A 20467-nucleotide genomic window follows, 5' to 3' on the forward strand; every position below is an offset into this window, starting at 1 on the left:
GGCCCATGGTGAGTTTGACCGCCGACATGAGTCCGCTGCATCCCGACCGAAACCTCGCGCTCGAACTCGTGCGCGCGACCGAGGCGGCGGCGATCCGTTCGGTGCCGTTCATCGGTCGCGGGCAGAAGGAACTCGCCGACGGGGCGGCGGTCGACGCGATGCGGGCGTTCCTCACGACGGTGAACTTCGACGGGGTGATCGTCATCGGAGAGGGCGAGAAGGATGCCGCTCCGATGCTGTTCAACGGCGAGAAGGTCGGCACCGGTCGCGGCCCGCAGGCCGATATCGCCGTCGACCCGATCGACGGCACCACATTGACCGCCGAGGGGCGTAACAACGCCCTCTCCGTCATCGCGGTGGCGGACCGGGGGGCGATGCTCGATGCTTCGTCGGTGTTCTACATGGACAAGCTCATCACGGGGCCGGCGGGCGTCGGTGTCGTCGACATCCGGCTGCCGATCGCCGAGAACATCCGACGGCTCGCGAAGGCGCTCGGCAAGCCGGTCGACGAACTGGTGGTGTCGGTCCTGAACCGGCCTCGCCACGCGCAGCTGATCCAGGAGATCCGGGATGCCGGCGCGGGGACGCGACTGATGAGCGACGGCGACGTCGCCGGCGGGATCAACGCCGCACGGCATAACGCCCGGACGGACATGTGCGTGGGCATCGGCGGCAGCCCGGAGGGCATCGTCACGGCGTGCGCCATCAAGGCTCTCGGCGGCCACATCCAGGGCCGGCTGTGGGCGCGCGACGACGATGAGAAGCAGCGCGGCATCGACGCGGGCCTCAGCCTCGACGGTCACGTGTACGAGGCGGATGATCTCGTGCGCGGTAAGAACACGATCTTCGTCGCGACCGGCGTGACCAACGGCGAGCTCGTCGGGGGTGTTCGACGGGAAGGCGACTACGTCTACACCGAGAGCGTCGTGCTGCGTGGCGCCTCGGGAACGTTGCGCCGGATCACCTCGGAGCACCTCACGTCGAAGTGGCTCTGAGTTCGGCCGGGTAACTATCGCGACACGACTGCGTGTCAACCACTGATGCTCCCAGGAAGCCTCTGTCAGAATGGGTACCGGTATCAACGGCGATGACCACCCTCACGTCAGCACCCGGGAGAACCATGTCGATGACAGCAAACAACCCGCCGACCGGTCAGGTCGCGGTGACGATCGACCCCGCGCGACGTCCGGACGTGCTGCTGCGCCGGCGCCACCCCGAGGGACACCAGATGAGCGCGTGGTGGATGATCGGCGCTTTCGTCGCGGTGTCGGTCGCCGTCGTCGGCCTCGTCAATATGTTCCCCGCCTGACCGGGCGACTCTTCCGGTCGTCCTCACAGCCGCTCACGCAGTTCACCGACGTCTGCGCTGAGCAGCTCGGGAGCCGTCGTCATCCGCGTCGATGTCTCGATCGGCGCGGGCGGGTTCGCCGCTTCGAGCCGCGTCTCGTCGATGCCCGGGAACTTCCGTGCCGTCACGAGCACCCGGCTCTCGAGCGTTCCCACGAACTTGTTGTAGGACTCGACCGTTCGCTCGATCGCGCGCCGCAGGTCGTTCGCGTGCGATGCGAGGCCGCCGAGCCGCTGATACAGCTCGTTGCCGAGGTCGAACAGGCGCCGGGCCTCGTCGGAGACGTCCTGCTGCGTCCAGGTGTAGGCCACGGTCTTCAGCACCGCCCACAGGTTGACCGGTGAGGCGAGCGCAACGCGACGGCTGAACGCGTAGTCGAGCAGCGCGGGATCTTCGTCGAGAGCCGCAGCGAGGAGTGACTCGCTCGGGATGAAACACACCACGAACTCGGGACTCGAGCTGAGACCCTGCCAGTAGGCCTTCTTCGCCAGCGCATCGACGTGAGCGCGGACCGCTTTGACGTGCGCGGCCAGCAACGCCTTGCGGCGCCGGGCGTCGTCACCCTGCGCCGTGACGGGGATGGCGCTGGCTTCGAGATAGGAGTCGAGGGGCACCTTCGCGTCGACCGCGAGCGCCTTGTCGCCCGGGAGACGCACGATCAGATCGGGCCGACCCGCCCCGCTGTCGGACGAGATGCTGGACTGCAGCTCGAAGTCGACGTAGCGCGTGAGCCCCGCCGACTCGACGATGCGTCGGAGCTGCGTTTCGCCCCAAACACCGCGGGCGGCGCTCGAGCGGAGGGCGCCGGCGAGCGACTCGGTCGTGGATCGCAGAGCCTCGTCGGTCTCGCGCCCGAGTCGCAGCTGCTCGGCGACGGATCCGAACTGCTCGCTGCGTTCGCGCTCGAGGAGTTCGACCTTGGCCTGCATCGCCTGCAGCGACTCCTGTACGGGGGCGAGTGCGCGCAGCACCGCTTGCTCTCGGCGTTCGCGTTCGTCGCGTGCTGCCTGGTCGAGTCGCGCTTGGGTTCCCATCTCGCGCTGCAGTTCGCGTTGGCGCTCGAGCTGATCGGCGTGCGCGTCGCGTTCGGCCTCCGCTACCGCGGCACGCGCTTCGAGACGGGCGCGGTCGGCTGCCCCGTCACGCGAGGCGCGCGCGGAGCCCGCGAACCATCCGCCCGCGGCGGCGATGACAGCGACGACGATGAGAAGGAAGACGAGAGGGGCGTCCATGTGTCCAGGATGCCGGGTGGTTCCGACATCGCCTGGAGGCGGCGCGCGGCGCGGCGCTCTCGGGTCTCGTGGGGGCGGGTGCGGGAGGATGCGGGAATGAGCGATTACGTGCGGCCCGAGATCGATGCGCCGGTCTTCCGCGACGCGGAGGGAAGAATCATCGAGTACGGCAACCGCTGGCCGGGATCGCCGCCCGAAGACACGTACTCGGTCGATACGCATCCGGAGCGCTTCGCGCCCTTGCATTCTGTCGCCGACGCACTCATCACGCACCTGCGCGACGAGTACGACGTCGTGGTGGATGAGGGTGTCGCAGTCGCCGGAGACCTGAACAGGCCGAGCTTCTCGGACGTCGTACGAGCGGTGCGCCTCCGCCCGTCCGATCCGCGGTGTGCGACCCTGACCGTCGTCTTCGACGTGTACCCGGGCATCTCGGTGCACTCGGGGCTGCTGCACGACGCGCGTTACCCGCACTGCGGCTGCGATGCGTGCGACGAGGAGTGGCGGTCTGTCGCGACGGATCTCGAGCAGCACATGTTCGCCGTGGTGAGCGGGAACTTCCGCGAGGCCATCGTGCCCGGTGCCGAGCTTCCGGTGCGGCACGCCTTCACATACCCCGAGGGCGGCCGGTCCAGCCAATCGCGCGTAGACGAATTCCCGGCGGATCGGCTGTCGAGGGCCAGCGCGGTGCTCGGCGACCTACCGGACGGGTGGGCCCCGTGGCCGCGCGCGCAGGGGGCGTCGGTCGGTGGTGCGTAGTTCCTCCCCAGAGGAGCACTGTGATCACGGGAGCCATGACGCGAGTTCACCTTCGTGCTGTCGCATTCCTCGACGCCGGTGCGCGTTGCGCGCAGCTCACGAGTGTCGCGCTGAGATCGCAGGGGTCGCGTAGCTCATAAGGGGAAGCCCATCGGAATGCGCGTCATCGGGAGGCGGGGGAATCACCCGCAGAGCCCGCGGTCGTGCGTACGCCGAATCGGCGGCCCGCGCCAGCGAACCGGCGGCGACTCGCGCACGGCGAACCGGTGGCGACTGGCGCACGCCGAACCGGCGGACTCGTCAGAACGGTGGAGTCTCGGGGCCGGGTGGGTCTGTCGCGGTGAAGGTGACGAGTGGTGGGGGTGCGTCTTGGCGGTAGACCCGTCCGGTGGGTGAGGTCCAGACGAGTCTCCCGCCGGTGAGTTGTCGTACGTGCCATCGGGTGTGGTGTTTGACGTCGTGGTGTCGTTTGCAGAGGTTCGCGAGGTTGCACACGTGCGTCGGCCCTCCGTGGGAGGCGGCGATGGTGTGGTCGAGTTCGCAGCGGATGGCGGGTTGTCGGCATCCGGGGAACCGGCAGTGCCGGTCCCGGGCCCGCAGGAGCCGGATCATCGCGTTCGTGGGCCGGTAGGTGTCGCATTCGAGCACTGTCCCGGTGACCGGGTGGGTGAGCAGCCGGGCCCAGGAGGGGGTGTTGCCGGCGAGTTCGCGTGCGGTGGCCGCGTCGATGGGGGAGCGTCCCGCGAGATCGGCTGGCCCTTCGTCGTGGCCCATCAGGGTGAGGGCGGAGACGCTGACCTGGACGTGTGCGCGGATCGCGCCGAGGGTCCCGTCGCCGTCTCCTGCGTCGGTGGGGTCGAGGGAGGGTGTCCCGGCGAGGAGGAGGTCGCTGAAGACGTCTGCGCGGACCTGGTCGATGGTGCGGGCGTCGTCGACGAACGACGACCCGACGTGGATGGCTGTGTCAGCATCGGTTTCGGTGCCTTTTGCGTCGGCTCGGGCGGCGGGGATGCCGGGAGCAGCGCCGTTTGCGTCGGCTCGCGCGGCGGGGGCGTCGGGCTGCGCGCGGGCGGTGATGATCTCTCGCGCTTGCCGGGTGAGGCGGTCGACGATTCCGTCGGCGATGACGGTCGGCAGGGTTGCGATGAGGTCCGACATCCCGTCTGGGCCGGGCTGGACTCGCACGCACCGCCCCGCGACGGCTTCCTGATGCCGTTCGGTGAACGAGCGCGGGTGCAGGCGTTCGGCCACCATCCGCAGTGCGTCGCGCACCCGGTTGGGGGTCTCGCCTTCGCACTTCTCGATCGCGACGCGTTCGAACTCCGCGCGATCTGCCGCCGGGACGATGCAACCCACCTCCTGGATCACCCGGACGTGAGCGCGGACGATCCGGCCTGCCTCCCACGCCGCCATCGTGAGCGGGTAGTTGTCTACGAGATCGCGCGCCTCGTCGATTCGCCGCTGCAGCGTCCGGTCGGTCGCGACGAACACCCCGGCCAGCTCGGCGGCGATTCCGCGCAACGCCATCTCGCGCGCCTTCACGCGCTCGGACGCGCCAGAAGCCTGCCGCTCGGCTAGCGCGCCGGCGGCAGCGAGCACCCGAACCTCACGGATCTGCGCCAGCCGCGCATCATCCGCCGCACCCTCGGCATCCGCGACGAGCATCGCGAGGGCGTCGACGTCGCCGTCGCTGCCCATCCCGCCGCTGAGTCCGCCATTCGAATGCATGTTCGAATACTGTCACGGACCTCCGACATCGTGAGGCCGCTGTCCACATCCCGGACGGCGCCCCACCGATCCCGTCAGGCCGGGCTCAGGAGCGAAGCGCCGATGGGCGCGTGCTCGGGCACGCGCACGCCCAGGAGCATCGCGAGCTCGACCAGGTCGTGCGCACCGGCCCGGCGAGCCGCGTCAATCGTGATGTGCGCGCAGGCGAGCGCATCCGCCAAGGCGTCGTGGTGTGCGAAGTCGAGGAACCCGACCGCCGCGGCCACCAGGGGCAACCGGTAGGAATCGAGCTGGTAGGTCTTGCGCGAGAGCTGCACGCTGCACACCGAGCGGAGCGCGGGCAGTGCGGCATCCGTGGCTTCGCAGGCACGACGCAAGACGGCCATGTCGAAACCGGCGTTGTGTGCCACCAGGACGTCGTCGCCGATGAAGTCGAGCAGGCGCGGAAGCTGCGCGACCCAGCCGGGGGCGCTCTCGACAGCGTCGGCGGTGATGCCGTGGATCGAGACGTTGATGTCGAAGAAGCGGTCGTGACCCGAGGGCGGGCGGATCAGCCAACCGTCGGACGCGATGACTTCGCCGTCGCGGACGCGGACGAGCCCGACCGAACATGCCGACGCGCTGGAGGAGTTCGCCGTCTCGAAGTCGATCGCGGTGAAGTCCAGGGGCACGTCACAAGCGTCACCCGCGACCCGAGAGCCGACGGTGAGGCGCGCCGCCGTCCCGGGCGATTCGGACCGGTCGGGGGTGATGTCGGCGGGCCACGTAGACTGGATGCCCGTGGCTCTCACCATCGGAATCGTAGGACTGCCCAACGTCGGCAAGTCGACCCTCTTCAACGCCCTGACCAAGAACCAGGTTCTCGCAGCGAACTACCCGTTCGCGACGATCGAGCCGAACGTCGGCGTGGTGAACCTCCCCGACCCGCGCCTGAAGGTGCTGGCCGAGATCTTCCACTCCGAGCGCATCCTCCCCGCGGCGGTATCTTTCGTCGACATCGCCGGCATCGTGCGCGGTGCGTCGGAGGGAGAGGGCCTGGGCAACCAGTTCCTCGCGAACATCCGCGAGGCCGACGCGATCGCCCAGGTGGTGCGCGGCTTCGCCGACGACGACGTCGTGCACGTCGAAGGCGCGGTGAACCCGCAGAACGACATGGAGACGATCAATGCCGAGCTGCAGCTCGCGGATCTCCAGACGCTCGAGAAGGCGATCACGCGCTACGAGAAGGAGGTTCGAGGCAAGAAGCTCGATCCCTCCGTGCTCGAGGCCGCCAAGGCGGCGCAGGATGCGCTGCAGCGTGGCGAGCTGCTGTCGGGAGCCGACTCCAAGATCGACCTGGCGCCCATCAAGGAGCTCGGTCTACTGACGGCCAAGCCGTTCATCTTCGTCTTCAACGTCGACGAGGCGGTTCTCACGGATGACGCGCGCAAGGCGGAACTCGCCGCGCTCGTCGCGCCTGCACAGGCGGTGTTCCTCGACGCGAAGATCGAGTCGGAGCTCATCGACCTCGACCCCGAGGAAGCCGCCGAGCTGCTCGCCTCGACCGGTCAGGACGAGTCGGGCCTCGACCAGCTCGCTCGCATCGGGTTCGACACGCTGGGCCTGCAGACCTACCTCACCGCGGGTCCGAAGGAAGCACGCGCCTGGACGATCGGCAAGGGCTGGAAGGCTCCGCAGGCCGCCGGCGTGATCCACACCGACTTCGAGAAGGGCTTCATCAAGGCCGAGGTCATCTCGTTCGAGGACCTCGTCGCGACAGGCTCCGTCGCCGAGGCCCGCGCCAAGGGCAAGGCGCGCCTCGAGGGCAAGGACTACGTCATGCAGGACGGCGACGTCGTGGAGTTCCGCTTCAACGTGTGAATCGGCGCGTTTCCGCAGGTCAGAGGGGGTGGGACATCTCTCAGTCCGCACACAATCCGCAAGAAATCTAGCGTGACTGGCTCGATCCGGCTTTTCGGAGAGCCGTCTTCGGATCCCGAATGCTGCCAGAGACCCGCCCGTTAGGTGACTCTGGCGGTGTGGCGCAGGTACGGGATCAGTTCACGAAAGAAGCGGACCTCAGGCCCGAGCGCTGCCCGAAATTGGTGATGAACGACGCGAAGGCCATGGCGCTCATCGCCAGGGCTGCCAGCGGTGTCAGTCCAGATCTTGGTCCAGTTGGGCTCGTTCGTCCTCACGGACGGCGTCCCGTTCGTAGGACTCTGCAATGGCGCGCAAGATCCGTGCGGTTCGGGGCCAATGCGCCTGGACCCCCAGACTCCATCGTTTGTACTGCTCAGCCAGCGTTCTCTCCTGGCTGCCGCCGTCGTAGGCACCACGCCAGGTGACACCGCGGGTGTTCAGTCGGCCAGTGATTGCGCCGTTCTCGAGGTTGCGACTCCCGATCGATTCGATGAGATTTCGAACTGGAACGGGTGGCCAGATTCCGTCGACGTCGACAGGCGCCTGAGCAAAGGTTTGGCCAATCAGTTCGTCACCAATGTCCGCTCGGTCGAGGTCGGATAGTTGCAGACGAGCCTGCTTGACCCACTCCTGCATTGCAGCTTGATCGAGTGTGCCGTCCTCCTGTCGTCCCGGGAAGCCGTGCCAACCGCGAAGGACCCACCAAGCGTGCTCGGTTAGCGGATCCGCGCTCTTGCTCTGGCGGCGAGGCTCGTTTGTGCCCCGGAACGTGCGTTGAACGAGATCAACGAACAAGGCAGGATCGGAGGCGAGAGCCCGGTTAAGGGCACGTGGCTCGCGGTTGTGCTCGAGGAGCCTGAAATAGCCGAACTCCAGAGATGCCAGGTCGGCAACCGACACGTCGGCTGCGGCCAGGTGGTCCAGCAACGTCCCCACGTAGTGACCGGTCATCTGTGAGATCCCGGCCCGACCCGGGTCCTGAGTGATCGCCGCGCGCAAGACGGATAGGACCAGCGGTGCGCTCGGGAGATGCTTCTTCTCGTCCGCTGTCGGGTTGAAGATGCCGTGGCTCACGATCGCAATCGCCGACCAAGCTCGCTCTCGCTCAAGGAGCAACTCGGCAGCACGAGGGAGATCTTCATGGGGAACGACCTCGAAAGGTGCCTCGGACCAGAAGAGCTCCTCAGCGTGTGGGAACTCGCGGAGAACCTCCCAGAACCGGCTCTCCGTCGGGACGTTGAGCACGAGTCTTTTCAGGGCCTCGCTCCCCACGTCGCCCCGTTCGAGCGCTCGCCTCAGATCCGCTGGTCCATCAACGGCGAGGTGGCAACGGACCCACGTTGCGGCGGCTCCCTGAAGCGCCGTGCTATCCGATACCAGCCATTCCAGCATGGTGTCGAGAGCATCGATCGGCTCGTAGGTTGACAGAGCCCAGCCGACCTGCGTTGGAGCCTCAGCTCGGGCCGCTACTGCACCGAGTTGTTCCCATGCGTCGGCGCGGGCAAACAGAACGTCAAGTGCCTCGCGCCGTTTCGCCTCCAGCGCTGTCCGGTAGTGCTCGTAGTCGTTCAGCTCTGCACCCGACAGGTCGGGGTGCCAACTGAAGAGATATGCGAACCGGCGTAGGTCATCAGCAACTTGGAGCAATTCGGCCAGATTGTGTAAGCGGGCGCGTCGCTCCGCCGGCATCGCCCAGTCCGCGTCCTGGAAACGCGCGTGCCGCGCTGAGGTCTCTCGGACCTGTTCGAACAGGGCAAGTCGAACGTCTTCATCCAAGTCGCCGCGCGATGCTTCGTCCTCGAGGAACTCGATGATCCGATTCGCGTCGTCCGGACCCACCGTGGACAACGCTTCCACGAACCACGGCAGAGCGGTGCGGTCTACCGTGGCCCATGCGAGTGCTCGGTCGACCAGGCTCGTCGCGAAAGCGAACCATTCGCTGTTCGGCATCCGGTCGCTGGGGGGCTTCCAGAGTTGATAGCGCGGCTCATTGGGCGGCGAGATCCAGGCATTGCTGTCGGGCCATAGCGCCTTGAGTAAAGCCCAACCTGTCGTCTCGCTTATGACCCGGCAGGCATCGAGCGCTTGGAGTCGGGTCGCAAGATCTGCGCCAGTGTTCCGAATCCATCCGCAAAGGACGGTCGACATGCTTGCGAGGGGACTGTTGCTCGAGTTCTCCGGCAGTTCGTAGCGGCAGAGTTCGGTCAGGATCTGTGTTGCGCGAACGAGGTGGTCGGGCGACCAGCAGAGCACTTCTAAGGCCCACAACAGGTGATGCTGTTGACCCGAGGGCCCCAGTGCCAGCGGATCGTCAGTGGCCTGGAACATGCGACCGACGGTCGGCTCGCTGGTTGCAAGGTCATCCTCCAGCGCCGAAAGGAAAATCTCTGGAGCGGCCTCGGCAAGAAGCGGAAGCAAGTCGGCGATCGCTCCCCAAGTGTGACTCTTGGAGCCGGTAGTGACATGACGCAGAACGTCGCGCACAACCCGTTCGGCCACTGAGGAAGCGTGATTGGTGCCACCGGGGTCTGATTCGATCGCTCCTGCCAGGGCGAGGCTATCGGCGATGCCGCGCCGCAGGGCAGGAGAATAGGTTCGACGCTGCCCCCTCATTTGAGCGGCGATCCGCTCGTGTGAATTGAGGCCTTCATAGGGATTTGGGTCCAGGAGAACACTGGTTGCGATCTCTGCCCACCGCGATGCCAGATCTGACGACACCCGGTTGCCAAGCTCGAGGAACGCCTCCTCCAAGGAGGTGAAAACAAAGACATTCTTCACGTTCCGGATCGCCGGATCGGATCCGCGACTGGCGTCGGCGATAGCGCGCTGTAGGTCGACCAACGGGATGGCGGCCAATTCGCTCAGGACGTGCAGGTCCTCGGCGTGGTCTGTCCAACGACTGGCCAGCATCAGTGCGGCGAGAGCGTCGGCCAGCGGCGGCCGAGACCACGTGGGCTGCTGCACGCGAGGCGAGCGCGAAAGGCGCCGCGCCAATGCGGGCATGCTCCGACGAGCAAGTACCGCGAGGCGATCGGCGTGGCGCCACTCGACGTCGCCTGCTCGGAAGGCCTCGGCCGCCTCGTTTCGGCCAACCCTCGGCAGGCGAATGTCAACGCTGCGGCGCACGGCAGAGCCGCTATCGACGATAGAGACGACATGCCTACCGCTAGCAAGGGCGCGGGCTACGTCTGCATTGTCAAAGTCGGGCACCAAGATCCCAGGCCCTGGGAGTGCCACCGTTCGATCCCAGACGCCCATCGACCGGACGATTGTGACGGCGCCGGGCTCACTCGAATTGTCGTCGTCGGGCTTAAGGCACGCATGCAGAAACCCCAAGGCGTCGTCGACCCACTCGGTCTGGATCGACGTAATCCTCGGCTCCTCACCAAGCAGGGAGCGCAGTCGCTGCGCCTCCTTAGCCCGCCCGGCGATGAAGAGCTTCAGTGGAAGAGCCGGTTCGGTCGCAGCGGAGAAGCGGTCCCACCATGTCTCCAGCGTCAGCGCGTCCCGGGGTCGAAGACCGAGAGTTTCCGAGATCCACAGGTGGGCGGCGGGCGCAATCTGCAGCCAAGCTTCGAGGTCATCCGCATCGATGACGAGGACATCCTTGAAGAGTTTCTCGGCTCGTCGGTCGGCGGCCCACGAATCCTTGCCTTGCCATCGGCGGACTGTCACGAAGACGAAGGTGACATCTTGCGATGCCTCGCCCTTTCGTCCGTCGTAGTCCTTGGTGGCTTTGCGCTTGGAGTCCTTATCGGTGCCGAACTCGAACCAAATCTGTCCGGCCGGCAGCAATTGCGTCTGCCCATTAAGGGTAGCTACCCCGTCCTTGCCGGCCAGGGCAACCCCATCGCCTGTCCGAATTGAGATTTGGCCAGCCCCGGGGGTCTCGAACAAGAGCCTACGCACCAACTCTGGAAGCCGGTCCTGAGCTTCGCGAGCGTTGGTCTGGGGCCACAACGCGAGCTGGCTTGCAGTCGCATATTCGGGACTGGCGGTTCGTCGTTCGGCAGCAAGGCTCACGGCGGGCGCTCCGCGCTGCGCTCTGAGGCGTTCCACGTCACTCGCACGGAACCTGTAGAACGACGTTCCCGGCACCCGGGCATCCGGGAGCAATCCCTGCTTCGCGTACGCCCGCACGGTGTTCTCGTGCACGGCCAGTCGCTTGGCTGTCTCACGCACGTTCAGGAACTCAGGAACAGTACCATTCACGCTAATAGCATAGCTGCATGTAGACTTTGTGTACTTGAAGCGGCAACGGGAGTGGTGCAGACAAGACGAGGCGGAGGAGCGGACATGGATCCGGTGAGCGACACGATCGACCCGTCGTGGTGGGACGACGTGCTGGCGGCGGCGTCGCTTGACGACCCCTATGAGCCGCCAGAGTTGTTGTCAACGCATCTCGAGCGGGCGGCTGCCGATCTATCTGTCACGGGGCTTCACGAACTAGTGCTGCAGGTGTTGGCGATGGTCTCGTCGGCGATGTTGAACGCTGAGGACTGGTTGGAGCCGTTCACACCCGCGATGCAGTTCGGTGGCAAGCGGACGGTAGTACCGGCGGATCTAGACGCTGACCAGGTGGCCTTGCTGGAGCGTATCGCTCCGCTGGTCGAACGTGATGATCTGCGGGCTCGGGTCGCTGATGTCGCCTGGGTCTACGGGGACCGGTCGGACATCGCGATGTTAGACCGAGCCATTGACGCCTACCGGGCCGCGCCGCTGACGGGCGATGTGTGGTTCAGCGTGGGGAAGGACGCATGGGTTCGGGCCTTCGCACTTGCAGCGCGGCGCGGCGCGGATGGCCAGGCCCGGGCGCAGGAAATGTCGGACGCGCTGAAGGCTCAGGTCTTGGCTGGCCAGGTGACAGACAACTTCAGAACAGTGGGGTTCGCCGAAACCTTGCGCCAGCACGGTCGTGTCGACGCGGCCGGGCGCGCTGAGGTGCGCGAAGCGTTGTTCGCGCTCGCGGCGAAGGCGTCGTCGGTAACGCCGCGCCTGTCACGCCATCTGGAGCGTGAGGCGCTCGCATGGCTCGGTGGTTCGGACGCGGCGGCGGCGAACGCGGCGACCGAGCGCGTTGCGTGGACTTACATCGCAGAGGCCGATTCCCGCGTTCAGACGGACCCGAAGGCGGGCGCGCTGGTCGAGGGTCATTTTCTGGAGAAGGCCATCGCAGTCCTCCGAACCATCCCGCGCTCCTACCGGCTCGAGAACGGACTCGACGAGCTCACTGACCGCCTCCGCATTCGGCTGCGCGAGAGTCGGGAGTCGTCGATGGAGCAGATGATGCGAATCCAGTCGGACCCGGTCGATCTGACTGAGTCCGTTTCCTACGCACGGTCGCAAGTCTCAGGTCACGCGGACAAGTTCGACGCGCTCGCTGCATTCGCGACGCTCGCACCGCCGCTAGATGAAGCCAGTACGCGCGAGAACGCCGCGAAGATGCTGGAGGGCACCATCAGCCACATCTTCGGATCCTCTACGTTTTCGTCTGACTTCCGGAAGATCGCATCGAGGCCCGGGTCGTCCGGTCAGGCCGATGAGGACGCGGTTTGGGCCGAGACGGTACGCACTGTGTTCTTTCACTCCCAGTTGCTCGGAAAGGGCATCATCCAGCCTGCGCAAGAGGTCCTGACTACTGAGCACCGGTTCAGTCGGCAGTACATGGTGTCGTTGTGCATGGAATCGCCGACTGTACCCGAGGGCCACGAGACGTTGTGGGGCAACGGCCTGGCTCTCGGCTTGGGTGGCAACTACGGCGCTGCGGTCTCTGTTCTGGTCCCGCAGCTGGAGCAGGTCGTGCGGGTCATGCTGAGGCGGCACGACGTGCACACGCTGTTCGTCGATGAGCACGGCGTGGAGAGCGAGAAGAGTTTGAACGCCCTTCTCGATATGACCGCTACCGAGGACATCTTCGGTGCAGGGATGGTCATGGAGATGAAGGCGATGCTGGTCGTCCAGGGTGGTCCGAACCTCCGCAATGACGTCGCGCACGGCCTTCTCGATGACGACTCGGCGTGGAGCTACTCGGCGCTCTACATGTGGTGGTTCTGCCTTCGGCTGGTGACGTGGCCGGTCATCGAGATGATGGACCGCGCTCGGTCGCAGGCAGCAGAGTCCGGCGAAGGCTCAATAGCAACCGGCGGAGCGAACACCGAACCGACCGCGCAGACCACGGCCGACAACGAAGCGGGGGCGTTGGCGCAAGACCAGCACCACGAAGAGTAAGCCGGTGAATCGGCCTGACTTTCGTTCCTATCGGGAGCCTTGTCCGGCAGGTGCCGGCTGGCCTGATTCTTGGTCAGCGTAGTACGCGTCCTCGACCTCGGTTGGGGTGCGCATATCGAGCTCGCCGTGGAGGCGGGAGTTGTTCCACCACCACACCCATTCCAGGGTCGCGAGCTCGACTTGCTCGACCGTCCGCCAGGGACCTTGCTGGCGGATCAGCTCGGTCTTGTACAGGTTGTTCACTGCCTCGGCGGGGGCGTTATCGAACGAGTCGCCGACGGTGCCCGTCGACGGGACGGCGCCGAGTTCGACGATGCGCTCGGTGTAGACCATCGCGGTGTAGTTCGACCCGTGGTCGGCGTGATGGGTGAGTCCGTCGAGGCGACCGCCGACGTTCCAGGCGGCCATGTCGAGCGCCTGCATCGGCAGGATCTCCGACCGCAGCGTCGAGGCGACATTCCAGCCGACGATACGTCTCGAGTAGACGTCGGTGATGAACGCGACGTAGGCGAACCCGGACCACGTCGCGACGTAGGTCACGTCGCAGACCCAGAGCCGCCGCGGCGCAGGCGCGGTGAAGCGACGGTTCACCAGATCGGCAGGCAGCACCGTCGTCTTGTCGCTCCTCGTGGTGAACACTCGCTTCGACTTGCGGACGCCGCGTACGCCCGCAAGTCGCATGAGGCGTTCGGTCTGGTCGCGGCCGATGTCCCACCCTTGCCGGCGCATGAGCGCGTGCATCTTCCGTCGCCCGTAGACGCCGTAGTTCTCCGCATGTAACCGCGCGACCTCCGGTGCCAGCAGCTCATCTTTCAGCTGCCGGGCCGATGGCGCTCGACCGAGGGCGGCGCGGTAGCCGCGGGAGGTGAGGAACCCCGGAACTGCCGGACGCAGGACGCGGCAGATGAGCTCGACCCCGAAACGATCCCGGTGCTCGTTGATGAACCGGATCATCTCGGTCAGGGGCGGTCGAGCTCCTTCGCGAAAAACACGCTCGCAGCCTTGAGAATCTCATTCGCCTTCCGCAATTCCGAGACCTCCTTCTCGAGCTGCTTGATGCGCTGCGCTGCTTCGGTCGTGACCCCAGGCTGAGCGCCCGCATCCACCTCCGCTTGACGTTGCCACAACCGCAACGTCTCGGGACTCATCCCCAACAGCCCCGCGACATGCCGCGCGGCGCTCATCATCGTCGGGTGCGACGGCCGCGTCTCCGCAAGCATCCGCAACGCCCGCTCACGCATCTCCGGCGAGTACTTCCTGTTCATCGTCTTCCATCCTTACTCGAAGAACGGAACAAAAGTCAGGCCGATTCAGTCGGAACGAGTCGCGGAAGGGTGCCGGGTTCGACATCGATGCTGAGCTTGGTCGTCTCTTCCTCGAGCGAGGTGGTGCCGGAGTAGAACATCCGGGTGTACAACTCGCTCAGGCTCCCGATGATGTCGAAGCCCTGCTCCCCGTGGCTCTCGTCGGACGCCATCGTGAACACCATCTCCCACACGCCGTTGCCGGCGCCCTCCATCTTCTCCTCGCACGGCCAACGCGCGTGCTGGATGAGGAACCAGACCAGCGCGGTCTCGCTCTCGTCGACCAACTCCTCGCCCCCGGCTAGGAGGCGGACATCGGTGGTCAACAGGGACAATTCCTTCGTTCCATCCTCTTCAGGCTCACGTGCTACCTCGGTTGCCCAGTCTTCGTCCCGTACCTCCTGCATCGTCAGGCGGAATTCGAGCGGGGGCTTCAGCCCGAGCATGCGGTCGTTGAGCAGTGAGCACAAGTGGTTGCGCTTGAAGGCAGTCTCGAGGTCGATCTCGAAGTGGTCACCGACCCGGACGTAGTCGTCGATCGGCACCAACGTCCACATACTCATCGCGACCCAGTGGACCGCAAGGTGCAGCGGGCAGTCGTTCAGCTGGGCGTAGCTCTTCAACCGGGCGACCTCGGCGATGCGCAGTCTGGATAACCGTGGGTGGTTGTCATCCTCGGCCTTGACCTCGACCAGGATGTTCTTGTTCGACAGCAGCGTCAGCCGCCAGTCCGGGAGCTTCACCTCATCCTCGTAGAACAGGACGCCGGCGTCCTCTTGCTTGACCAGCTTGCACCCTCCCAGGTCGGCGGCGATGAGACCGAATAGCTGGTCGCTCACCCAGCCCCGGATGCGTGACGGCGACTGCAGAGAATCACGAAGACCCGCCTCGAACTGGGCGACCGTCGCCTCGACCCGGGCGGGGTCGGACACCCGCCGCTGCTCACCAGGCGCAGGGACATCGACCGCTGCGTGGAAGTTGAGGGTCTTGATCTGCTCAGGTCGACGGGGCAGTCGCTTCACCCAACTAGGCTAACGAAGCGGTGGTCCGAATGCGGTCCGCAAATAGTCCGCAAGAAAGCCCAGCCGAGGTCGACAACCGTCGACGACGTCCAACGTGCCCGCCGACGCGTTCCTGCGGGTCAGACCCAATTTTCGTTTTCGATCGACCGGGCTCAACCACAGCCGAAGGCCCGCGGGATCGTTCCGCTTCAACGTGTAGTCCTGCTCGCTCCACTTCTGCCAAAGTGGCGATGTGGAGCTTCGCGAAACCCGACGCGCAGGTCTGTCGGCAAGGGTGCTACCAGCGATCGTCATTCTGCTCGCGACGTGGCTGCTCATGTGGCTGGCTCAGGGCATTCCGACGTTGTGCGCGCTCGCGGATCCCTGCCCCGCTCCCGATGTGCGCGTCGCCCCGGCCCTGTTGTTCGGCGCTCTCATGATCGTGCCGACCGTGGCCTTGGTCCTCTCGGCTCGGGGCGACGGGCGGCCGTGGAAGTGGCTACGGCCCCTCTCATACACCGCGCTGGTGGCGTTGGCGGTTGTGGGGCTCGGGACGGTGCTGTTCTCCGGCGGGTTCACCGTCCCGCTCGTGTTCTGAGGCCGTCACTCGGTTGGCGACGATTCGGGGCTTCACCTACGGAGCGCATCGATCAAACGATTGATTTTCGCTCGTGGCTGCTCCCTATGCCTCGCTTTATGGCGGGAGCATTCTTCCCCTCCGTTCCCCGCGGGGAATCGCGAAGCACCGAGACCCATCATGCGACGTGCGGACGGGAACCGTCAGTCGCTGACGTCAGTCCCGTTCGCAGCCTCCTTTCTGTCTGCTCGTACAGTCGACAACGAATCTCATCCATCGTTGTTTCGCGTCGGGGCCACCGACCGCTCCGCGGAATGCGCTGAAGAAGGAATGCCATGACTACTGACTGGCCGATGTTCTGGGTGCAGGTCGTTGTCGGCCTGGGCACGCTCGCTCTCGCGTGGGTGTCGAGTTCGGCAGCGCGACGCGCCGTCGAGTCCTCGCGGGTCGCCAACGCGCTCAGCGAGAAGGCGTCGAAGGATGCGGCCGCCGCGCATCGCCGCGACGCCGAGAAAATCGAACGAGAGCAGGCCAGTAAGATCTGGGTGTCGATGATCGTGATCACGGATTCATCGAGGGCAGGCGCCCCCATCCACGGTGTCCTGCTCATTCGTAACAGCTCGGATCGTCCCGTCAGCGATGTCCGTATTCTCAGCCGCGGCTGGAGCAGTGCGAAGAAGCAGTGGTTTGCGAAGGAAGAGTGTCATATACCGGTTGTGTACCCGGGAGACACGACTGTCGCGAGCCGAAACAGCAAGACGGACTGGGATGTGCCCGAGCACTATTTCCCCCACTTCGGCGCCGACTACAACCATGCCGGTGGCCCCCGAGACGACCCATACTACGTCCAATCGGTGGCGTTCACCGATGCCGACGGTCGTCGGTGGCACCTAACCAGCGGGCACCGCCTGCAAAGGGCCGAATCGGCGACGTAAGGGGGGCGCACGCCCCGTACCAGCCTCCGGGCGATCCATCAACCGGTGGGCGCCGCCGCGCCGTCCTGCCTAGCGTGGACGTCATCTCGACTCGAGGAGGCAACACCATGGCCACGAACACCACCACCACGCGTAACAAGCGCCGCGCTTCCGGTGCCGGTCTGACGAACGAGCAGAACGCCGAGAGCGGTTTCCGCGCTTCGCAGAAGCTCAGCGAGAACACCCAGAAGGTGCTCGTCGACCTCATCGAGCTGTCGCTCCAGGGCAAGCAGGCGCACTGGAACGTCGTCGGACGCAACTTCCGCGACACCCACCTTCAGCTCGACGAGATCATCGACGCCGCGCGCGAGTTCGCCGACACGGTCGCCGAGCGCATGCGTGCCTTGCACGCCCTCCCGGACGGCCGCAGCGACACGGTCGCCGAGACGACGACGCTGCCGGAGTTCCCGCAGGGCGAGATCGACACCGCCGAGGTCATCGATCTGATCACCGAGCGCCTCGAGGCGACGATCGGGACGTGCCGCGACGTTCACGACGAGGTCGACGAAGAGGACCCGACGACCGCCGACATCCTGCACTCGATCCTCGAGCGCCTCGAGCAGCTCGCCTGGATGGTCAGCGCCGAGAACCGCAAGCCCCAGAGCTGAGCGAACGCTCCGGCCGGGCAGAACCGGCGACGCAGACCCCGCCCGCGACCACCAGGTCCGGGTGGGGTCTCCGCGTGCCGTGCGTCAGATCAGCTGCGGATCGATCATCGTCATGCCCGCCGCCGCCCCAGCATCCATGTCTGGCAGCAATCGCGCACCTTCGTCCAGCCCGACGACCCGCTGAACGAGGTCCTGCGGGCGCAGACTGCCGTCGCCGATCAACGCCATCATCCCGGGGTAGTCCACCGCAGCCATGCCGTGGCTGCCGAGCAGGTCGAGTTCCCAGGCGATCACGCGAGCCAGGGGAGCGGCGCTGCGACCGGATGCCGAGGGCAGCAGCCCGATCTGCACATGACGTCCCCGGCGGCGAAGGCTGAGGATCGCATCGGATGCCGTCTGCTCGCTCCCCACGGCGTCGACTGAGACGTGGCTGCCGCCACCGGTCAGCTCGTGTACGAGCGCAGGAATGTCGCGACCGTCTGCGGCCAGAACATGCTCTGCGCCGAGTTCCGCCGCCGTCTGCAAGGCGGCGGTTGAGCGGTCGACCGCGATCACGCGCGCCCCGAGCGCACGCGCGATCATCACTGCGCTCAGGCCCACCCCGCCCGCGCCGACGATCGTGATCCACTCGCCGCCGCTGAGCGCGGCACGCGCGATCAGCGCCCGGTAGGCGGTGGCGAAGCGGCATCCGAGTGCCGCCGCGGCCTCGAACGAGACGCCGTCGGGGACGCCGACGAGGTTGACGTCGGCCGCGGGTACGACCACTCGCTCGGCGAACGACCCCGCATAGGTGAAGCCTGGTTGCTGCTGGTTCGGGCAGACCTGGGCATCGCCGCCCGCGCACCACTCGCAGCGACCGCAGCCGATGACGAACGGCGTCGTGACGCGGTCACCGATCTGCCAGCCCTCGACATCCGTCCCGATATCGGAGATGACACCCGAGAACTCGTGCCCGGGAGTGTGGGGCAGGGCGATCTCCTCGTGGCCCGCCCAGGCGTGCCAGTCGCTTCGACAGAGCCCCGTGGCTCGCACCGACACCACGACGCCGTCGGCAGGCACGCCGGGATCCGCCACCTCGCGGACCGCCACGGGCCCGCGAATGCTGTCCATGACCATCGCTCGCACGATCGGTCACGCTACGGCATCAGCGCTATTCGCGCAGGAGGCCACGAGGAGTGTGACCCGAGAAGTCAGGCGTCGCGGAAACCCTCGAGGTCGGGGTCCCACTGCGCGGGAGGTTCGTCCTCGACGGCGTAGAGGTGGGCTCCTTCGGCGCGTCGCTGCGGGTAGCTCTCGTGCATCCGCAGATCTTCGGCTCCGTCGGAGAAGTCGGGCTCGTCGGCGTCCCAGTCGACGGGGGCGGAAAGCACGTCGTTGCCGACCCCGATCACGAGTTCCGCTTCATCGGTGCGGCCGTCGTTCTCGAGCACGATCGGAATCCGCACGGCTTCCGCACGGCCGTAGTTGGCCACCGCGGCGGTGAGCTCGACGAGCGCTTCCGCGACGTCGTCCGTCGTGATCACCGTGTCGCCTGCGTACGTGATTCGTCTCATGCCTCCACTGTGTCTCGTGCACGCGACAGGCACCTCGCACTTGCGTCCGCGAGAGGCATCGGATAGGGCGGAGCGACGTGGGATCATCGCACGCGGTCCGCGACTGGTCAACGCGCCTGACTCGGACGCCGCCCCTGCCTAGCGTTGACCGCGAGCGTCGGAATCGGCGCGCCGCGAGCGAGGGAGACGCCATGAGCCAGCAGGACCCGACCGCCGAGCAGGAGCCGCTGTCCGAGCCGGAAGCGGTGCGCAAGGACATGCGCTACAGCCCGGCGAGCGACACCGAGACGCGCGAGAAGCAGGACGAGGCGCCCACGAGTCCCGACGCCGACATCGATGACGACCTCGTGCGTGCGCGTCCGGGCACCGGGGGCCCCGACGACGTCGGGGACGTCGACGTGCCCGCCGAAGACCTCAATCTGCCGTGGCGAGACGACGAGGCGGGCGCCTGACGACACCGAGACGCGGCTCAGGGGGGATCAGTTCCACCCGACGGCGTTGAACCATTCCGCGCGAGCGGCGGCCTCGGCGGCATCCGTCGTTCCACGGAACGCGTCGTGCCGGTCGAGGCGGCCGTCGTGCAGCTCGACGAAGGCCGTGCACACGGGGCACAGCCCCCGTCCGAAAGGGAACCCGCCCGACACCGGCTGCGCCGGCTCGGCAGGCTCGCCGCTGCCGCTGCATCTCGGAGGGTCGGCCTGCGCGTCGGACCACATCTGCGACGTGCCCAGGCGGTTGTGCAGTCCGGCATGACCGCGCGGACGCGTGCACAGCGCCGACCCGCGGCGCGAGCGGCACCACAGGGCGGTCGGATAGTCCGCCGGGGCCGGGTCGCTCACCCGATCAGATCCGGATGCCGCAGATGCCGCACTCGCCGGCGGCCGACACCTCGACGAAGCAGTCCGGGCACATCGCGCGGACGACGTCCGAGGGAGCGGGCGCCTTCGGCGTGCGCGCCGTGGCGGCACGAGGTGCGGCGCGCCGAGCGGGGGCCGGACGCGTGACAGCGGCGACGGGCTGCTTGCGCTCGGGCACGTGTGCTTCGCAGTAGAACCGGACGAAGCCGCCGTGGTTGGTCGGGTGGCGGTGCTTGACCGCCCACAGGTGGTCGCGGTCGTGAGCTCCGGCATCAGCAGGGCATGCGGCGCAACGCGCAGGATCACCCGGCATGACGTCGGCGACGCGGTAAGGCGTCTCGTAGGTGAGGCGATCGCGCCAGTCGGCCGAGTCGACGATTCTCATGGTGGTCCTCT

The 20467-nt window shown here is 66.6% G+C and carries 19 protein-coding genes and 1 other annotated feature; of the genes, 9 read left to right on the forward strand and 10 right to left on the reverse strand.

Going from position 1 to position 20467, the window contains the following annotated elements; translation table 11 throughout:
* The first annotated feature begins 5 nt into the window (after positions 1–5).
* Positions 6–995, forward strand: coding sequence for a class II fructose-bisphosphatase (glpX, locus tag ACU6RU_RS04805; protein WP_446726037.1), 990 nt, complete (start codon positions 6–8; stop codon positions 993–995).
* 131 nt (positions 996–1126) lie between these two features.
* A complete protein-coding gene (locus tag ACU6RU_RS04810) occupies positions 1127–1309 on the forward strand; it encodes a hypothetical protein (protein WP_023950432.1) in 183 nt (60 codons plus the stop codon).
* Between the two features lie 23 nt (positions 1310–1332).
* Here ACU6RU_RS04810 and ACU6RU_RS04815 read toward each other — a convergent pair whose 3' ends face one another.
* Positions 1333–2580: a DNA recombination protein RmuC gene (locus tag ACU6RU_RS04815; RefSeq protein WP_120262455.1), complete on the reverse strand. Its 1248-nt coding sequence runs from the start codon at positions 2578–2580 to the stop codon at positions 1333–1335.
* Positions 2581–2676: 96 nt separating this feature from the next.
* On the opposite strand from ACU6RU_RS04815, the gene ACU6RU_RS04820 reads away from it, so the two are divergent.
* Positions 2677–3339: a DUF6226 family protein gene (locus ACU6RU_RS04820; RefSeq protein WP_289329653.1), complete on the forward strand. Its 663-nt coding sequence runs from the start codon at positions 2677–2679 to the stop codon at positions 3337–3339.
* Positions 3340–3639: 300 nt separating this feature from the next.
* Here the strand turns inward: ACU6RU_RS04820 and ACU6RU_RS04825 are convergent, their stop codons facing one another.
* Both ACU6RU_RS04825 and ACU6RU_RS04830 read right to left on the reverse strand, forming a co-directional pair.
* Positions 3640–5067 (reverse strand): DUF222 domain-containing protein, encoded by a 1428-nt coding sequence (locus ACU6RU_RS04825; RefSeq protein ID WP_446726038.1) that lies wholly within the window; start codon positions 5065–5067, stop codon positions 3640–3642.
* 74 nt (positions 5068–5141) lie between these two features.
* Positions 5142–5738 carry an exonuclease domain-containing protein gene (locus ACU6RU_RS04830; RefSeq protein ID WP_446726310.1) on the reverse strand — a complete coding sequence of 199 codons (597 nt, stop codon included), beginning with the start codon at positions 5736–5738 and terminating at the stop codon, positions 5142–5144.
* A gap of 109 nt (positions 5739–5847) precedes the next feature.
* On the opposite strand from ACU6RU_RS04830, the gene ychF reads away from it, so the two are divergent.
* Positions 5848–6927 (forward strand): redox-regulated ATPase YchF, encoded by a 1080-nt coding sequence (gene ychF / locus ACU6RU_RS04835; protein ID WP_301114852.1) that lies wholly within the window; start codon positions 5848–5850, stop codon positions 6925–6927.
* 276 nt (positions 6928–7203) lie between these two features.
* On the opposite strand, the gene ACU6RU_RS04840 is transcribed toward ychF, so the two are convergent.
* Positions 7204–11181 (reverse strand): helix-turn-helix domain-containing protein, encoded by a 3978-nt coding sequence (locus tag ACU6RU_RS04840; protein ID WP_446726039.1) that lies wholly within the window; start codon positions 11179–11181, stop codon positions 7204–7206.
* 84 nt (positions 11182–11265) lie between these two features.
* Here ACU6RU_RS04840 and ACU6RU_RS04845 point away from each other — a divergent pair, with 84 nt between their 5' ends.
* Entirely contained in the window at positions 11266–13197 is a 1932-nt protein-coding gene (locus ACU6RU_RS04845; RefSeq protein WP_446726040.1) for a DUF4209 domain-containing protein, read from the forward strand.
* Positions 13198–13224: 27 nt separating this feature from the next.
* On the opposite strand, the gene ACU6RU_RS04850 is transcribed toward ACU6RU_RS04845, so the two are convergent.
* Both ACU6RU_RS04850 and ACU6RU_RS04855 read right to left on the reverse strand, forming a co-directional pair.
* A protein-coding gene (locus tag ACU6RU_RS04850) for an IS3 family transposase (protein ID WP_446726041.1) occupies positions 13225–14462 on the reverse strand; the annotation gives its coding sequence in 2 pieces (ribosomal slippage) (positions 13225–14183 and positions 14183–14462; 1239 coding nt in all).
* Positions 14074–14190 (reverse strand) — a sequence feature (AL1L pseudoknot). It overlaps the preceding gene by 117 nt.
* A gap of 35 nt (positions 14463–14497) precedes the next feature.
* Complete coding sequence (locus ACU6RU_RS04855) at positions 14498–15433, reverse strand: hypothetical protein (RefSeq protein ID WP_446726042.1); 936 nt, start codon at positions 15431–15433, stop codon at positions 14498–14500.
* 364 nt (positions 15434–15797) lie between these two features.
* On the opposite strand from ACU6RU_RS04855, the gene ACU6RU_RS04860 reads away from it, so the two are divergent.
* The 3 genes from ACU6RU_RS04860 (at position 15798) to ACU6RU_RS04870 (ending at position 17661) form a co-directional block, all read left to right on the forward strand.
* Positions 15798–16100 carry a hypothetical protein gene (locus ACU6RU_RS04860; RefSeq protein ID WP_446726043.1) on the forward strand — a complete coding sequence of 101 codons (303 nt, stop codon included), beginning with the start codon at positions 15798–15800 and terminating at the stop codon, positions 16098–16100.
* A 332-nt stretch (positions 16101–16432) separates the two neighbouring features.
* Positions 16433–17014 carry a hypothetical protein gene (locus tag ACU6RU_RS04865; protein WP_120262466.1) on the forward strand — a complete coding sequence of 194 codons (582 nt, stop codon included), beginning with the start codon at positions 16433–16435 and terminating at the stop codon, positions 17012–17014.
* A gap of 107 nt (positions 17015–17121) precedes the next feature.
* The gene (locus ACU6RU_RS04870) at positions 17122–17661 is read left to right on the forward strand and encodes a Dps family protein (RefSeq protein ID WP_120262467.1); all 540 of its coding nucleotides are present in this window, start codon (positions 17122–17124) and stop codon (positions 17659–17661) included.
* An 84-nt stretch (positions 17662–17745) separates the two neighbouring features.
* Here the strand turns inward: ACU6RU_RS04870 and ACU6RU_RS04875 are convergent, their stop codons facing one another.
* Positions 17746–18786, reverse strand: a complete 1041-nt coding sequence (locus ACU6RU_RS04875) for a zinc-binding dehydrogenase (protein WP_446726044.1) — start codon at positions 18784–18786, stop codon at positions 17746–17748.
* A gap of 65 nt (positions 18787–18851) precedes the next feature.
* Positions 18852–19214 (reverse strand): hypothetical protein, encoded by a 363-nt coding sequence (locus ACU6RU_RS04880; protein ID WP_120262469.1) that lies wholly within the window; start codon positions 19212–19214, stop codon positions 18852–18854.
* Positions 19215–19405: 191 nt separating this feature from the next.
* Here ACU6RU_RS04880 and ACU6RU_RS04885 point away from each other — a divergent pair, with 191 nt between their 5' ends.
* Positions 19406–19666 (forward strand): hypothetical protein, encoded by a 261-nt coding sequence (locus tag ACU6RU_RS04885; RefSeq protein WP_446726045.1) that lies wholly within the window; start codon positions 19406–19408, stop codon positions 19664–19666.
* A gap of 27 nt (positions 19667–19693) precedes the next feature.
* Here ACU6RU_RS04885 and ACU6RU_RS04890 read toward each other — a convergent pair whose 3' ends face one another.
* Both ACU6RU_RS04890 and ACU6RU_RS04895 read right to left on the reverse strand, forming a co-directional pair.
* Positions 19694–20053, reverse strand: a complete 360-nt coding sequence (locus tag ACU6RU_RS04890; RefSeq protein WP_446726046.1) for a hypothetical protein — start codon at positions 20051–20053, stop codon at positions 19694–19696.
* Positions 20054–20057: 4 nt separating this feature from the next.
* Positions 20058–20456: a glucose-6-phosphate dehydrogenase gene (locus ACU6RU_RS04895; protein ID WP_120262471.1), complete on the reverse strand. Its 399-nt coding sequence runs from the start codon at positions 20454–20456 to the stop codon at positions 20058–20060.
* Between the last annotated feature and the right edge of the window lie 11 nt (positions 20457–20467).

It is taken from the genome of Microbacterium sp. F1-18 (genome assembly GCF_052921305.1).

What these genes read in the sequence shown, in the direction of transcription:
- glpX (WP_446726037.1), top strand. Translation starts at nt 6, where the DNA reads ATGGTGAGTTTGACCGCCGACATGAGTCCGCTGCATCCCGACCGAAAC.
- ACU6RU_RS04810 (WP_023950432.1), top strand. Translation starts at nt 1,127, where the DNA reads ATGACAGCAAACAACCCGCCGACCGGTCAGGTCGCGGTGACGATCGAC.
- ACU6RU_RS04815 (WP_120262455.1), bottom strand. Translation starts at nt 2,580, where the DNA reads ATGGACGCCCCTCTCGTCTTCCTTCTCATCGTCGTCGCTGTCATCGCC.
- ACU6RU_RS04820 (WP_289329653.1), top strand. Translation starts at nt 2,677, where the DNA reads ATGAGCGATTACGTGCGGCCCGAGATCGATGCGCCGGTCTTCCGCGAC.
- ACU6RU_RS04825 (WP_446726038.1), bottom strand. Translation starts at nt 5,067, where the DNA reads ATGCATTCGAATGGCGGACTCAGCGGCGGGATGGGCAGCGACGGCGAC.
- ACU6RU_RS04845 (WP_446726040.1), top strand. Translation starts at nt 11,266, where the DNA reads ATGGATCCGGTGAGCGACACGATCGACCCGTCGTGGTGGGACGACGTG.
- ACU6RU_RS04865 (WP_120262466.1), top strand. Translation starts at nt 16,433, where the DNA reads ATGTTCTGGGTGCAGGTCGTTGTCGGCCTGGGCACGCTCGCTCTCGCG.
- ACU6RU_RS04870 (WP_120262467.1), top strand. Translation starts at nt 17,122, where the DNA reads ATGGCCACGAACACCACCACCACGCGTAACAAGCGCCGCGCTTCCGGT.
- ACU6RU_RS04880 (WP_120262469.1), bottom strand. Translation starts at nt 19,214, where the DNA reads ATGAGACGAATCACGTACGCAGGCGACACGGTGATCACGACGGACGAC.
- ACU6RU_RS04885 (WP_446726045.1), top strand. Translation starts at nt 19,406, where the DNA reads ATGAGCCAGCAGGACCCGACCGCCGAGCAGGAGCCGCTGTCCGAGCCG.
- ACU6RU_RS04895 (WP_120262471.1), bottom strand. Translation starts at nt 20,456, where the DNA reads ATGAGAATCGTCGACTCGGCCGACTGGCGCGATCGCCTCACCTACGAG.